The sequence below is a fragment of the Streptomyces sp. ISL-36 genome (assembly GCF_018614205.1).
Classification (GTDB): domain Bacteria; phylum Actinomycetota; class Actinomycetes; order Streptomycetales; family Streptomycetaceae; genus Streptomyces.
In genome coordinates, this window is the sequence record NZ_JAGGOS010000036.1 from 46,305 (window position 1) to 60,506 (window position 14,202).

At 70.2% G+C, this 14,202-nt stretch carries 13 protein-coding genes; 6 read left to right on the forward strand and 7 right to left on the reverse strand.

All coding sequences use genetic code 11. The features are described 5' to 3' along the window. Window positions 1–62: 62 nt before the first annotated feature. From J7E93_RS09185 to J7E93_RS09205, 5 genes are all read right to left on the reverse strand, one after another. The gene (locus J7E93_RS09185) at window positions 63–749 is read right to left on the reverse strand and encodes a response regulator transcription factor (RefSeq protein ID WP_215067288.1); all 687 of its coding nucleotides are present in this window, start codon (window positions 747–749) and stop codon (window positions 63–65) included. Then, entirely contained in the window at window positions 746–2,116 is a 1,371-nt protein-coding gene (locus J7E93_RS09190; RefSeq protein ID WP_374105363.1) for a sensor histidine kinase, read from the reverse strand. The genes J7E93_RS09185 and J7E93_RS09190 overlap by 4 nt, the downstream gene beginning before the upstream one ends. A 216-nt stretch (window positions 2,117–2,332) precedes the next feature. After that, a complete protein-coding gene (locus J7E93_RS09195) occupies window positions 2,333–3,193 on the reverse strand; it encodes a DUF4429 domain-containing protein (protein ID WP_215067290.1) in 861 nt (286 codons plus the stop codon). 65 nt (window positions 3,194–3,258) lie between these two features. After that, window positions 3,259–4,470 carry an alpha/beta hydrolase gene (locus J7E93_RS09200; protein WP_215067292.1) on the reverse strand — a complete coding sequence of 404 codons (1,212 nt, stop codon included), beginning with the start codon at window positions 4,468–4,470 and terminating at the stop codon, window positions 3,259–3,261. A gap of 268 nt (window positions 4,471–4,738) precedes the next feature. Continuing rightward, entirely contained in the window at window positions 4,739–5,368 is a 630-nt protein-coding gene (locus tag J7E93_RS09205) for a TetR/AcrR family transcriptional regulator (RefSeq protein ID WP_215067294.1), read from the reverse strand. A gap of 126 nt (window positions 5,369–5,494) precedes the next feature. Between J7E93_RS09205 and J7E93_RS09210 the strand changes: the two genes are divergently transcribed. Both J7E93_RS09210 and J7E93_RS09215 read left to right on the forward strand, forming a co-directional pair. After that, window positions 5,495–7,117 carry an MFS transporter gene (locus J7E93_RS09210; protein WP_215067296.1) on the forward strand — a complete coding sequence of 541 codons (1,623 nt, stop codon included), beginning with the start codon at window positions 5,495–5,497 and terminating at the stop codon, window positions 7,115–7,117. 188 nt (window positions 7,118–7,305) lie between these two features. Further along, window positions 7,306–7,701 carry a peptidase inhibitor family I36 protein gene (locus J7E93_RS09215; protein WP_215067298.1) on the forward strand — a complete coding sequence of 132 codons (396 nt, stop codon included), beginning with the start codon at window positions 7,306–7,308 and terminating at the stop codon, window positions 7,699–7,701. On the opposite strand, the gene J7E93_RS09220 is transcribed toward J7E93_RS09215, so the two are convergent. Both J7E93_RS09220 and aceE read right to left on the reverse strand, forming a co-directional pair. After that, window positions 7,682–8,452: a potassium channel family protein gene (locus J7E93_RS09220; protein WP_215067300.1), complete on the reverse strand. Its 771-nt coding sequence runs from the start codon at window positions 8,450–8,452 to the stop codon at window positions 7,682–7,684. The genes J7E93_RS09215 and J7E93_RS09220 overlap by 20 nt on opposite strands. A gap of 108 nt (window positions 8,453–8,560) precedes the next feature. After that, a complete protein-coding gene (gene aceE, locus J7E93_RS09225) occupies window positions 8,561–11,293 on the reverse strand; it encodes a pyruvate dehydrogenase (acetyl-transferring), homodimeric type (protein WP_215067302.1) in 2,733 nt (910 codons plus the stop codon). A gap of 410 nt (window positions 11,294–11,703) precedes the next feature. On the opposite strand from aceE, the gene J7E93_RS09230 reads away from it, so the two are divergent. The 4 genes from J7E93_RS09230 (at window position 11,704) to J7E93_RS09245 (ending at window position 14,175) form a co-directional block, all read left to right on the forward strand. Beyond that, the gene (locus J7E93_RS09230) at window positions 11,704–12,126 is read left to right on the forward strand and encodes a DUF3052 domain-containing protein (protein WP_137989507.1); all 423 of its coding nucleotides are present in this window, start codon (window positions 11,704–11,706) and stop codon (window positions 12,124–12,126) included. A 158-nt stretch (window positions 12,127–12,284) separates the two neighbouring features. Then, on the forward strand, window positions 12,285–12,743 hold the full coding sequence (locus tag J7E93_RS09235; protein ID WP_215067304.1) for a peroxiredoxin: 459 nt from the start codon (window positions 12,285–12,287) through the stop codon (window positions 12,741–12,743). Window positions 12,744–12,923: 180 nt separating this feature from the next. Further along, complete coding sequence (locus J7E93_RS09240) at window positions 12,924–13,499, forward strand: TerD family protein (protein WP_215067305.1); 576 nt, start codon at window positions 12,924–12,926, stop codon at window positions 13,497–13,499. 100 nt (window positions 13,500–13,599) lie between these two features. Next, a complete protein-coding gene (locus J7E93_RS09245; protein ID WP_215067306.1) occupies window positions 13,600–14,175 on the forward strand; it encodes a TerD family protein in 576 nt (191 codons plus the stop codon). Window positions 14,176–14,202 lie beyond the last annotated feature (27 nt).

Here is a 14,202-nt window from a genome sequence, read left to right on the forward strand (position 1 = left end):
CGGTCCGGGCGCCCTGCGGTCCGGGCGCCCTGCGGTCCGTTCCGCGATGCCGAGCCGCCGTGTCAGCGCCCGGCGTCCCCGGGCGTCACCAGCCCCGACTCGTACGCGAAGATCACAGCCTGCGCCCGGTCCCGCAGATCGAGCTTCGCCAGCACCCGCCCGATGTGCGTCTTCACCGTCTGCTCGGCCAGCACCAGTCGCTCCGCGATCTCCTGGTTCGACAACCCCCGCGCGATCAGCTCCAGCACCTCCGTCTCGCGCGGCGTCAGACCGTTGAGCCGCAGCGCCGCCCGGTCCGCCCGAGGCGCCGGCCTCGACGCGGCGAAGTCGGCGATCAGACGGCGCGTCACCGACGGCGCGAGCAGCGCCTCGCCGCCCGCCACCACCCGTACCGCCGCGATCAGATCGGCCGGCGGTGCGTCCTTCAGCAGGAACCCCGACGCGCCCGCGCGCAGCGCCTCGTACACGTAGTCGTCCACGTCGAAGGTGGTCAGCATCAGCACCTTCGGACGGTGGACGACCCCCGCCGGCGGATTCAGGATCTCCCGCGCCGCCGTGAGACCGTCCATCTCCGGCATCCGTACGTCCATCAGCACCACGTCCGGGTGCGTCGTCCGGGCCACGTCCACGCCCTGCTTCCCGTCCGGAGCCTCGCCCACCACGTCGATGTCGGCCTGCGCCGACAGCAGCGCGGCGAAACCCGCCCGCACCATGGCCTGGTCGTCGACGATGATCACGCGGATGGTCACAACGTGTCCTTCGAGGTCAGCGGGAGGCGCGCGGCCACCCGGAAGCCGCCGTCCGGCAGCGGACCCGTGTCCAGCGTGCCGCCGGTCAACCGTACGCGCTCCCGCATTCCGACCAGCCCGTGCCCCGTACCCGTACCCCCCTCCAGCGGTGAAGTACGGGCGACACCCGGCCCGTTGACGACGAGGACCGTCAGCCACTCGCCGTCCGAGGTCACCGAGACCCGGGTCTCCGCGCCCGGCGCGTGCCGCACCACGTTCGCCAGCGCCTCCTGCACGATCCGGTACGCCGACAGATCCACCGTCTGCGGTACGTCGCCGGGCCCGGCCGCCAGTTCGGCCGAGAGCGACAACCGGGCCGGCACCCCGGCCCGTACCGTCGCCTCGATCAGCTGCTGGACCCGGTCGAGGCCCGGCTGCGGGGCCCGTTCGCCCTCCGTGCCCTCGCTGCGCAGCACCACCAGCAGCCGTCGCATCTCGGCGAGGGACTCCCGCGCGCTCCCGGCGATCGAGGTGAACTCCTCGCGGGCCGCCTCCGGCAGGTCCGGGATCCGGTACGGCGCCGAGTCCGCCTGCACGGTGATCACCGACATGTGGTGCGCGACCACATCGTGCAGCTCGCGCGCGATCCGCGCCCGCTCCTCCAGGAGGGTGGTGCGCGCCCGCTCCTCCGCGGTGCGGCGCTCGGCGTCACCGCGCTCGCGGAGCGTCGCCGTGATGAGCAGGACGACACCGCTCAGGACGAAGAGGAGGACGTGGATGCCGTCGCTGTGCTTCTGCGGGAGCAGTTCGAAGACGAACCCGGCTCCGCCGGTGACCAGCCACACCCCGAGCAGAGCCCGGCGTGACTCGCGCAGACCAAGGGCGAGCATCAGGGCGAGGTAGCCCACCACGACCATCGGCGTCCACGGCCAGGAGCGCCCGTCGAGGCCGTCGGCCGGAAGCATGACCAGCGCGCCGAGGACATCGGCCGTGCCGATGATCCACCAGGCCTGGAGGGGGCGGGTCACCGCGAGCAGCAGCGGCGCGGTCTGGGCTGTGGCGAGGGCACCGGCGAGGGCGCCGTTGACCTGGTAGTCCTGCACGAGGACCGTGATGGTGACGGGCAGCAGCGAGGCGACGAAGGCGAAGGCGGCGCCGTAGGGCAGCAGTCGCAGCCAGCGGTTCTGCGCCTGGGCGAGCAGGGGGGCACCCGGCTGGGTCGGCGTCGCGAGGGCGACCCCGAAGGCCTGCATCACGTCCCGTGCGGGGGCGAGGACACGCGCGGCGCGGGCGGAGAACCCGGCAGGCTCGGGGACGTCGGTGGCGACGGCCTCGGTGTGGGGGTTTTCGGGCGTAGGGGTTCCGGGGGCGGGGGTGTCGGTACTCATGGCCCGCTCAGGTTAGGCAGCCTCCTTGCCTGAAGGCGTCATACCGGGGAGCCGGAGACCGCTGATACCCAGGTATGAGGGGTTCGGGGTTCGGGGTACGAGGCGGTGGTGGAGGTACGAGGCGGTGGTGGAGGTACGAGGCGGTGGGGGAGGCACGAGGAGGCCGAGGTGCGAGGAGGTGGGGAGGGCTCTGATGGGGCCCAAGCGCCCCCGCCCTCACAGCTCCGCCAGCAACTCCGCCTTCTTCGCCGTGAACTCGTCGTCCGTCACGAGCCCCGCCCGGTGCAGCTCCCCCAAGTGCCTCATCCGCTCCTCGACGCCCATCGGATCGCGCCGTTCCGCCTCCAGGGGCGCCGAGGCCCGGGCCGCGCCGCGGATCGCCGCGAGGACCGACGCGGCGAACGGCAGGGACTGGTGGACCGGGCCGTAGCCGAGGCCGAAGACGACGGCCGCCGGGTCGCGGTCCGCCTGGGCCGGCCGCGGCTCGCCGGACCGGGGCACCAGGCGCAGGTACCCGTCGAAGACGTCCGGCGAGCGCCACTCGACCCCGCTGAGCTCCCGTACCGCGAAGGTCTGGTCGCCCGCCCGCCACTTCTCCGAGGACGCGCCCGACCAGGACCAGTGGAACGAGACCGCCGACCTCCCGTCGAAGCTCGCCTTCCCGTCGTACGCCTTGAAGGACTGCGGTCCTTCCGGCGCTGCCACCAGGAACGTGTCCGACGGGTCCGGGCCCGCCGTGAGCAGCGGCCGCAGTTCGTCCCCGTAGTACTCCGCCAGCGTCTCCCGCTCGGCCGGAAGCACCAGCCGGTACGGGTCGCACCCGTCCTTCAGCTGCCCCGCGGCCGCTTCCATCAGGGGATCGGCGCCCGGTCTCGGCACCGCGTGCAGCACGACGGTGCCCCGCTTGCCCGGGGCGAGCGTCACCGACGCCAGCGCCTCGTGCGGAATGCGCCGTTCGCGCAGCGTCTGGAACAGCTTCGGTGTGCGGATCCCCCGTTCGAAGCGGATGACGACGGCGTCGCTCTCGAACTCCCAGGTGGCATGAATTCCGGCCAGCACATCACCCATGTGCCTCATCGTATGCGGCGCGGGCCCGGGCGTCGCCCCTGTGCGGTGACCCGGGGTGCCGCGTTCTACGCGCGTCAGCCGCCTTCCGCGCCGGAAATTTCGCGGCGGCAAGCGCTGTCGGCGCTCGCGCAGGTGAGGTCGGCGTACGCCCCCACCCCTATCGCGGCGAAGTTGTCGAGGCTGTCGGTGCCCGGCTCGAAATAGCCGGTGTGGCCGGTGGCACCGGCCGCCGAGAGGAGCCGCGCGCCGAACTCCGGCGTCACCGGGTCCGCCCCGTGTCCGACCCCGCCGACCTCCAGGTACGGCACGTCCTGGATCCAGTCGTCCGCGTCCCGCATCGCCCACACCCGGGCCTGGGTCGTCAGCTCGGCCGCGCTGTCGACCCGCATGCCGGGACTTCCGGCCACGGCCACGTCCGTCACCCGGGCGGGCAGGCTGGGCGCGGCGACCCCGCAGAGCACCGAACCGTAGCTGTGGCAGAAGAGGCTGACGCGCGAGGTGCCGGGCAGTGCGGTGGCCATGTCGACGAGCCGTACCGCGCCGGCGGAGGCGAGGTGCCCCGTCGCGGCGTCGATGCCGACTCCGACGGGCGCGGTGTAGTCGGCCCAGGCGATGACGGCGGTGGGCGAGCCGGGCGCGGTCCTGCGTTCGGCGGCGTAGAGCGATTCGGCCATCCCGGCGGGGGCCGAGTACTTGCGGTGGGTCTTCTGGAAGGTGAGCAGATTGGTGTCGACACCGGGCACGATCACCGAGACCCGCCCGGCCCTTTCCAGATCGCCGAGCACCTCGGCGGTCCGCCCCGTACCGCTGGGGTCGAAGGCGAGGATCTGCCGGCCGGCCCGCATCAGCGAGGCGAAGCGGTGTGCCCGGCGCAGGGCCTCGTGCCGGCCACCGGCGCTCAGCCTGACGTCGTCGACCCTGCCCCGCTCGGCGTCGAGGGCGCGGGCGAGGGAGAGCCGGTTGGCGCGGTAGCGGAGGGTGACCGGGGCGCCGTTGAGATTGCCGACGACGAAGGGGTGCGTGTCGGCGAGGGAGGCGCCCCGTTTGGGTCCGATGGAGGCGAAGAACGCGGCGATCGTACGGGCTGGGGCGGCCGGGTCGGGCAGCGCCCGGTCACCGATCCTGCCGTGGGCCCAGGAGGCGAGTGCGGCCTCTCTGGGCTCCGCCGACCCGTGCTGATGCCGGATCGTCGTCCAGCCGGTGGTGGCCAGGAGCACGAACACCACGGCCAGCGCGAGCAGCATGCGCCAGAGGGCGAGGGTGGGGGAGGAGTCGAAGGAAGTCACTGCGCGCCACCCTAGGAGACGCGGAGGGGCCCGCGTGCGACCGAGTGAGGTGGATCACGGAGAGAGGCGGGGTGCGGTGACGCTCCGTATGCCCTGGCGTACGCCTCGCGCCCGACGTCGACCGCCGAACGGGCTCCGTGCGCGGGCTCGTACGGGATCCCCTCGCGCGGGCTCGTACGGGATCCACTCGTGCGGGCTCGTACGGGATCCCCTCGTGCGGGCTCGTGCGGGATCCCCTCGTGCGGGCTCCGGCGGGTCCGTGGCGCCGTCAGTTCCGCCAGTCCGGTTCGAGGGCCGGGCCCAGGTGGTCCAGGTACCGCTCGGTCAGCGCGCGGATCGCCTCTAGGGTCGGGTCCGTGCCCCGGCCCCAGAGCTGGCCGGTCACCCGCATGACTCCGCTGAACGCCGCCACCGCGATCCGGGGGCGCGGGTCCTCGTCCACGTCCAGGCCCTCGCGCTCGGCGATCAGCCGGGCGATGGCCTCCTCCATCTCGGTCGAGCGGCGCAGATGGACGGCGAGCAGCGCCGGCGTCGACTCGATCATCTGGAAGGTCCGCAGGTACAGCTCGACGGGCACGACCTCCATGATCGCCTCGCCGATGGTGTCCCAGGAGGCGAGCACGGCGTTGCGCATCGCGTCGAGCGGGCCCTCCTCGGCGGGGCGCTCCGTCAGTGCCTGGACGAAGCGCTCCTCCACCATCTGCTGGACGGCGAAGGCGACCTCCTCCTTGGAGGAGAAGTAGCGGAAGAAGGTGCGCTGGGAGACCTCGACCGCGTCGGCGATCTCGTCGACGGTCGTCCGCTCGTACCCCTGAGTGGTGAACAGCTCGAGGGCCACCCGCAGCAGCGCGTCCCGGGTCCGCTGCTTCTTCCGTTCCCGCAGACCGGAAACCGTCACCTCATGGCCTTCTTTCCGCCTCTTTCTCACGCTTGGTGGCTTTCAGCGTACCTGTGAGCTACGTGACAGTTACCGACGTGTGAATTGCTTTGTCAATTGTCAGCGACTGACACTAGCCTCTTCCGTATGACTAGTCAGACCACCATGGAAAAGGCCCCGCAGGGTCAGGGGGGTGCCGAGGGTCCCGCGTCGACTCCGGCGAAGGGACTGCGAGGCCACCCCTGGCTGACTCTGATCGCCGTGGCCGTCGGCGTGATGATGGTCGCGCTCGACGGCACGATCGTCGCCATCGCCAACCCCGCCATCCAGGCGGACCTCGGTGCTTCGCTCGCCCAAGTCCAGTGGATCACCAACGGTTACCTCCTCGCGCTCGCCGTCGCCCTCATCACGGCCGGCAAGCTGGGTGACCGCTTCGGCCACCGCCAGACCTTCCTCATCGGCATCGCGGGCTTCGCCGCCGCCTCCGGCGCGATCGGCCTCTCCGACTCGATCGGTCTGGTGATCGGCTTCCGCGTCCTCCAGGGCCTCTTCGGCGCCCTGCTGATGCCGGCCGCGCTCGGCCTGCTGCGCGCCACCTTCCCTGCCGAGAAGCTCAACATGGCCATCGGCATCTGGGGCATGGTCATCGGCGCCTCCACCGCGGGCGGTCCGATCGTCGGCGGTCTGCTCGTCGAGCACGTCAGCTGGCAGTCCGTCTTCTTCGTCAACGTGCCCGTCGGCGTGATCGCGCTCGCCCTCGGTCTGGTGATCCTCAGGGACCACCGCGCCGAGAACGCCCCGCGCTCCTTCGACATCCTCGGCATCCTGCTGCTCTCCGCGGCGATGGGGTCCCTCATCTGGGGCATCATCAAGGCTGGCGAGTCCTGGGGCTGGGCGAGCGGCAACACCTGGGGCTTCCTGGGCGGCGCGATCCTCCTCTTCGGCCTCTTCGCCTTCTGGGAGACCAAGGTCAAGGAGCCGCTCATCCCGCTGGCGATGTTCCGCTCCGTCCCGCTCTCGGCCGGCGTGGTGCTGATGGTCCTGATGGCCTTCGCCTTCATGGGCGGCCTGTTCTTCGTGACCTTCTACCTGCAGGGCGTCAAGGGGCTGAGCCCGGTCGACAGCGGTCTGCACCTGCTGCCGCTGACCGCGATGATGATCGTCTCCTCGCCGCTGGCCGGTGCGCTCATCACCAAGTTCGGCCCGCGTATCCCGCTCGTCGGCGGCATGGTGTGCACCGCGGTCGCGATGTTCGGCATGATCACCCTCACCGAGGGGACCGGCACGTTCGCCATGTCCCTCTGGTTCGCGCTCCTCGGCCTGGGCCTCGCCCCGGTCATGGTCGGCGCCACCGAGGTCATCGTCGGCAACGCCCCGCTGGAGCTCTCCGGCGTGGCCGGCGGTCTGCAGCAGGCCGCGATGCAGGTCGGTGGAGCGCTCGGTACGGCCGTGCTCGGCGCGGTCATGTCGTCCAAGGTCTCCAGCGCCTTCGAGCAGAACTGGAAGGACGCGGGCATCCCCGTCCCGGCCGACCCCCGGCTGGAGCAGGCCGCCGAATTCGGCATGGTCCCGCCGGAGCTGGCCGCGGCGCCCGGTATGACCCCCGACCTGTTCGACAAGATCGGCGGTGTCATCCACGACACCTTCCTGGACGGCATGGGCCTCGCCTTCACCGTCGCCGGTGTCGTCGCCGCCGTCGCCGCCCTGGTCGCCACGCTCACCAAGCGCGGCGAGAACGCGGAGGCCGGTGCGGGCGGCGCCCACATCTGACGCGACGACCGACGCGCCCACGCGACACCCGTTGACGCGTCAACGGAGCGTGACCGACAGCCCCGCCGGACCCGTCCGGCGGGGCTGTCACCTATTCGGGTGAACAGGCCTGGACCCCCTTCCCAACGGCACGTCGCCTCCGTCAGAGTTTTGGTTACAGAGAGTGACGAAAACGGGGGTTCATCGACATGCGTACGAAGACTGTTCCCACTGCCGCCCTGGCGGCCACCCTGCTCACCGGCCTGTTCAGCGGCCTGCTCACCGCCCTGCCGGCGACGGCCGCCGCCGCCCCGGCGCCCAGCCTCGGTGCCTGCGCGCCCGGCCAGCTCTGCCTCTGGCCGAAGGCCGACTTCAAGGGCAAGGCGCAGCGGTACGAACTCGCCGACACGGACGTCGAGAGCTGTGTCGCGCTCCCCGCCGGCACCACGGCCCAGGCCCTCGCCAACCGGACCGGACGGCCCGTCACCGCGTACCAGTCGCCGGAGTGCGCGGAGACCGGGGAGTTCGAGACCTACCCGGGCCGGGGGACGTGGGCACCCCAGACGCCGTACCAGATCAGAGCCTTCAAGATCTGGGAGAGGTGACGGACTCCTCCTGCTCGGGGACGGCGGGGGGCGCCGAGAGCCGCGCCACCTCCGACCGGAGCTCCTTCACCTCGCGCATCAGCGCCTCGAGGAGCTCCGTCTGCCGGCGCTCCGCCTCGTCGTCCCGTTCGAAGCGGGAGATGAACCAGGCGGCGATGTTGGCGGTGACCACACCGAGCAGCGCGATCCCCGAGAGCATCAGTCCCACCGCGAGGACGCGGCCGAGTCCCGTGGTCGGGGCGTGGTCGCCGTACCCCACGGTCGTCATCGTGGTGAACGACCACCACACGGCGTCGCCGAGCGTCTTGATGTTCCCGTTCGGGGCGTTCCGCTCCACGTGCAGCACGGCCAGCGAGCCGAACATCAGCAGCCCGACCACCGCGCCCGCCACATACGTGGTGAGCGTTATCTGCGGGGCCATCCGCGCCCGCCGGCCCACGAGGAGGAGAGTGGACACCAGCCGGAGCAGCCGCAGCGGCTGGACCAACGGCAGCAGAACGGCCAGCAGGTCCAGCGGATGGCTGCGCACGAAGAGCCACTTGCCGGGCGCCAGCACCAGCCGTACCGCGTAGTCCAGGGCGAACGCACCCCACACCAGCCACTCGACCTGGGTGCACAGCCGGTGCACCCAGGCGTCCGCGTCGGGCGCGACGATCGGCACGGCGTAGGCGATGCCGAACACCACGGCGAGGCCCAGCAGCGGTGTCTGGGTGTGCGCTTCCCAGCGCAGCTGCGGGGTGCGTTCCTTCATGGCAGGCATCGTAGGCAACGCCGAGGGGCGGCGGGACCACTGGTCCCACCGCCCCTCACCAGCCGGAATGCCGTACGGCTGCGACCGCGGCCGGCCGCAGTCGTGGCGCTACGCGTCGCCGCCCGCGGCGCCCGGGTCCGCCGCCGCCACGTCGAGCAGCTGGTAGCGGTCCACGGCCTGCTTCAGGACCGACCGGTCGACCTTGCCGTCACGAGCCAGCTCGGTGAGGACGGCCAGGACGATCGACTGGGCGTCGATGTGGAAGTAGCGGCGGGCCGCACCGCGCGTGTCCGCGAAGCCGAAGCCGTCCGCGCCCAGCGAGGTGTAGGCGCCCGGCACCCAGCGGGAGATCTGGTCCGGAACCGAGCGCATCCAGTCGGAGACCGCCACGAACGGGCCTTCGGCGCCGGAGAGCTTCCGCGTCACGTACGGGACGCGCTGCTCCTCGTCCGGGTGGAGCAGGTTGTGCCGGTCGACCTCCACGGCCTCGCGGCGCAGCTCGTTCCACGACGTCGCCGACCAGACGTCGGCGCGTACGTTCCACTCCTCGGCGAGGATCCGCTGCGCCTCGACCGCCCACGGCACCGCGACGCCCGACGCCATGATCTGCGCGGGGATCGCACCGGCCTCGCCGCTCTTGAAGCGGTGGATGCCCTTGAGGATGCCCTCGACGTCCACGTCGGCGGGCTCCGCCGGGTGCTGGATCGGCTCGTTGTAGACGGTCAGGTAGTAGAAGACGTCCTCGGCGTCGGGGCCGTACATCCTCTTCAGGCCGTCCTGGACGATGTGCGCGATCTCGAAGCCGAACGCCGGGTCGTAGGCGATACAGCCGGGGTTCGTCGAGGCGAGCAGCTGCGAGTGGCCGTCCGCGTGCTGGAGGCCCTCACCGGTCAGCGTCGTACGGCCGGCGGTCGCGCCGAGCACGAAGCCGCGCGCGAGCTGGTCGGCCATCTGCCAGAACTGGTCGCCGGTCCGCTGGAAACCGAACATCGAGTAGAAGACGTAGACCGGGATGAGCGGCTCGCCGTGCGTGGCGTACGCCGAACCGGCGGCGATCAGCGAGGCGGTGCAGCCGGCCTCCGAGATGCCGTCGTGCAGCATCTGGCCGGTCGGGGACTCCTTGTACGCGAGCAGCAGTTCGCGGTCCACGGCCTCGTACTGCTGGCCCAGCGGGTTGTAGATCTTGGCGCTCGGGAAGAAGGCGTCCATGCCGAACGTGCGGTACTCGTCGGGGGCGATCAGCACGAAGCGCTTGCCGATCTCCTTGTCCCGCATGAGGTCCTTGAGGATGCGGACGAAGGCCATCGTGGTCGCGATGGACTGCTGGCCCGAGCCCTTCCTGGCCGCCGCGTAGGTCTTCTCCTCGGGGAGAGGCAGCGGCTTCGCCCGCACGACACGGGTCGGTACGTACCCGCCGAGCGCCTTGCGGCGGTCGTGCATGTACTGGATCTCCTCCGAGTCGCGACCCGGGTGGTAGTACGGCGGGTAGCCCTCGTCCAGCTGCTTGTCCGTGATCGGGATGTGCAGCCGGTCGCGGAAGCGCTTGAGGTCGTCGACCGTCAGCTTCTTCATCTGGTGGGTCGCGTTGCGGCCCTCGAAGTTGGGGCCGAGCGTCCAGCCCTTGACCGTCTGCGCGAGCACCACCGTCGGCTGGCCCTTGTGGGCCTTGGCCGCCGCGAAGGCCGCGTAGACCTTCTTGTGGTCGTGGCCGCCGCGGCCCAGATGGAGGATCTGCTCGTCGGTCATGTTCTCGACCATCGAGCGCAGCCGGTGGTCGTCGCCGAAGAAGTGCTCGCGGATGTAGGCGCCGGTCTCCGTCGCGTACGTCTGGAACTGTCCGTCCGGCGTCGTGTTCAGCTTGTTGACCAGGATGCCGTCGCGGTCCTGGGCCAGCAGCGGGTCCCAGGAGCGGTCCCAGACCAGCTTGATGACGTTCCAGCCGGCCCCGCGGAACTGCGACTCCAGCTCCTGGATGATCTTGCCGTTGCCGCGCACCGGGCCGTCGAGCCGCTGCAGATTGCAGTTGACGACGAAGGTCAGGTTGTCCAGACCCTCACGGGCGGCGATGGAGAGCTGGCCGAGCGACTCCGGCTCGTCCATCTCGCCGTCGCCGAGGAACGCCCAGACGTGCGACTTGGAGGTGTCGGCGATGCCGCGCGCCTCCATGTAACGGTTCATCCGGGCCTGGTAGATCGCACCGAGCGGGCCGAGGCCCATCGAGACGGTCGGGAACTCCCAGAAGTCCGGCATCAGCCGCGGGTGCGGGTACGAGGACAGCCCGTTGGGGAACTTCGACTTCTCCTGGCGGAAGGCGTCGAGCTGCGCCTCGTTCAGCCGGTCGAGCAGATACGCGCGGGCGTAGATGCCGGGCGAGGCGTGGCCCTGGAAGAAGATCTGGTCGCCGCCGTCGCCCTCGTCCTTGCCCCGGAAGAAGTGGTTGAAGCCGACGTCGTACAGCGAGGCGGAGGAGGCGAAGGTGGCGATGTGGCCGCCGACCCCGATGCCCGGGCGCTGCGCGCGCGAGACCATCACGGCCGCGTTCCAGCGGGTCGCGTTGAGGACCTTGCGCTCGATCTCCTCGTTGCCGGGGAAGAACGGCTCGTCCTTGGTCGCGATGGTGTTGACGTAGTCCGTGCTGCGCATCTCGGGCACGGCCACGCGCTTCTCGCGGGCCCGCTCGATCAGGCGGAGCATCAGGTAGCGGGCCCGCTCACGGCCCCGCTCGTCGACGGCGGCGTCGAGGGAGTCGAGCCATTCCTGGGTCTCCTCCGGATCGAAGTCCGGGACCTGGCTGGGAAGGCCGCCAATGATGATCGGGTTGCGATCGGATCCGGAAGCCACGCTGTTCCTTCGCTGTTCGGTGGAGCTTCGGTGGAGCCCACGGGAGGCCGGGACGTCCATCGTGTACCCCGTCGGTGTCAAACGTCATCTCTACCGAGGGGTAACCCCCACTGGGTGCCTGGTTGGGTCAAATCGCAACCTTACGCGCAACCCGCGCATGCGTTTCGTCCGCGCGTTCGGCAGACTGAAACCGCGGAAGACCACAAAGCGGTACGAAGCGTGTGCCGTCCCTCACGGAACGGAGTGGAGGCGGCCCGGAAGTTTCGGCGAGACGGCCCCAAACGTCACCGTTTCGGCGGTCTCGACGGCCGGGTACTTGCGCGATCCGCCCAGCCCGTGTGGACTACGGCCAGCGCCGCGCGTACGCGCGTGGCCGAAGCATTTTCCGATACATGATCAGGAGGCAAGCCGTGAGCGCGACCGCGGACCACGCGGAGGAGCGGACCAACCCGGCAGCGAGGCTGGGGTTCGAGCCCGGACAGGTGGTCCAGGAGATCGGTTACGACGACGACGTCGATTTCGATCTCCGCGAAGGCATCGAGTCCATCATCGGGTCGGACCTCGCTGACGAGGACTACGACGACGTCGCCGACGCCGTCGTGCTCTGGTTCCGCGACGAGGACGGAGACCTGACGGACTCCCTGGTCGATGCCATTGGCCTGCTGGAGGACGGCGGAGTCGTATGGCTGCTGACGCCCAAGACGGGCCGTGACGGCTACGTCGAGCCGAGCGACATCAGCGATGCCGCGCAGACTGCCGGCTTCTCCCAGACCAAGAGCATCAGCGTGGCGAAGGACTGGTCGGGCAGCCGACTGGTAGCACCCAAGCGCTGATCCCCCAAGCAGCAGGAGCCCCCGCCGACCTGGTCGGCGGGGGCTCTGTGCGTGGAGCCGGGGCTCTTGCGCCGAGCCCGAGGGGCGAGCCCTAAGCTGACTGTCACCTGTTCGGTCCAGCGCAGGTCCACAAGGTCAAACGGAAGGGACGCGCACGCATGGCGATCGAGGTCGGCACCAAGGCCCCGGATTTCGAGCTCAAGGACAACCACGGCCGCACCGTGAAGCTCTCCGACTACCACGGGGAGAAGAACGTGGTGCTGCTCTTCTACCCCTTCGCCTTCACCGGCGTCTGCACCGGTGAGCTGTGCGAGCTGCGCGACAACCTCCCGAAGTTCGTCAACGACGACACCCAGCTCCTCGCCGTCTCCAACGATTCCATCCACACCCTGCGCGTCTTCGCCGAGCAGGAGGGCCTGGAGTACCCGCTGCTCTCCGACTTCTGGAAGCACGGCGAGGCCTCGCGCGCCTACGGCGTCTTCGACGAGGACAAGGGCTGCGCCGTCCGCGGCACCTTCATCATCGACAAGGAGGGCGTGGTCCGCTGGAGTGTCGTCAACGCCCTTCCGGACGCCCGGGACCTCGACGACTACCTCAAGGCGCTCGACACCCTCTGAACCGCGACGCCCACCGCGACGCCCACCGCGACACTCGCCACGAAGCCTCGCCACTCCGACACCGGCGAACATCGGGGTGAATCGCCTGTCCTGGCCGGGAACCCGTCACTAGGATCCACTCGTTGATCCGATGCCAACGCACGACGGGGGCGCTGCCCCTGGAAACCAATGGAGGGACTCGTGGGAGTCAGCCTCAGCAAGGGCGGCAACGTCTCGCTGACCAAGGAGGCCCCTGGCCTGACCGCCGTCACCGTCGGTCTGGGCTGGGACGTCCGCACCACCACCGGGACGGACTTCGACCTGGACGCCAGCGCCATTCTGGTGAGCGCGGAGGGCAAGGTCCGCAACGACCAGGACTTCGTGTTCTTCAACAACCTGAAGAGCGCCGACGGCTCGGTCGAGCACACCGGTGACAACCTCACCGGCGAGGGCGAGGGTGACGACGAGCAGGTCCAGGTGAGCCTGGCCACCGTGCCCGCCGATGTCGCCAAGATCGTCTTCCCGGTGTCGATCTACGACGCCGAGAACCGCCAGCAGTCCTTCGGCCAGGTCCGCAACGCGTTCATTCGCGTCGTGAACCAGGCCGGCGGCGCGGAGATCGCCCGTTACGACCTCTCCGAGGACGCCTCGACCGAGACCGCCATGGTCTTCGGCGAGCTGTACCGCAACGGCGACGAGTGGAAGTTCCGCGCGGTCGGCCAGGGCTACGCCTCGGGCCTGCGCGGCATCGCGCAGGACTTCGGCGTCAACGTCTGAACCACGCGACACTGATCCGTCCGGCGCCGCACTCTCCGTGCGGCGCCGGACGTGCCTCATCAGCAGGACACGGCAGTACTCACCGGGGAGGAACCACATCATGGGCGTCACGCTCGCCAAGGGAGGCAACGTCTCCCTCTCCAAGGCCGCACCCAACCTCACCCAGGTGCTGGTCGGCCTCGGCTGGGACGCGCGCTCCACCACGGGAGCCCCCTTCGACCTCGACGCCAGCGCCCTGCTGTGCCAGTCGGGGCGGGTGCTCGGGGACGAGTACTTCGTCTTCTACAACAACCTCACGAGCCCCGAGGGCTCCGTCGAACACACCGGGGACAACCTCACCGGCGAGGGTGACGGCGACGACGAGTCGCTCATCGTGGACCTCGGCAAGGTCCCGGCCCACTGCGACAAGATCATCTTCCCGGTCTCGATCCACGAGGCCGACAACCGCGGACAGACCTTCGGCCAGGTCAGCAATGCGTTCATCCGCGTGGTGAACCAGGCGGACGGTCAGGAGCTGGCCCGCTACGACCTTTCCGAGGACGCCTCCACCGAGACGGCGATGATCTTCGGCGAGCTGTACCGGTACGGCGGTGAATGGAAGTTCAGGGCGGTTGGACAGGGGTACGCGTCCGGCCTTCGGGGCATCGCTCTAGACTTCGGGGTCAACGTTTCGTAAAGCCGCGTACATAAAACGATGGGGTAG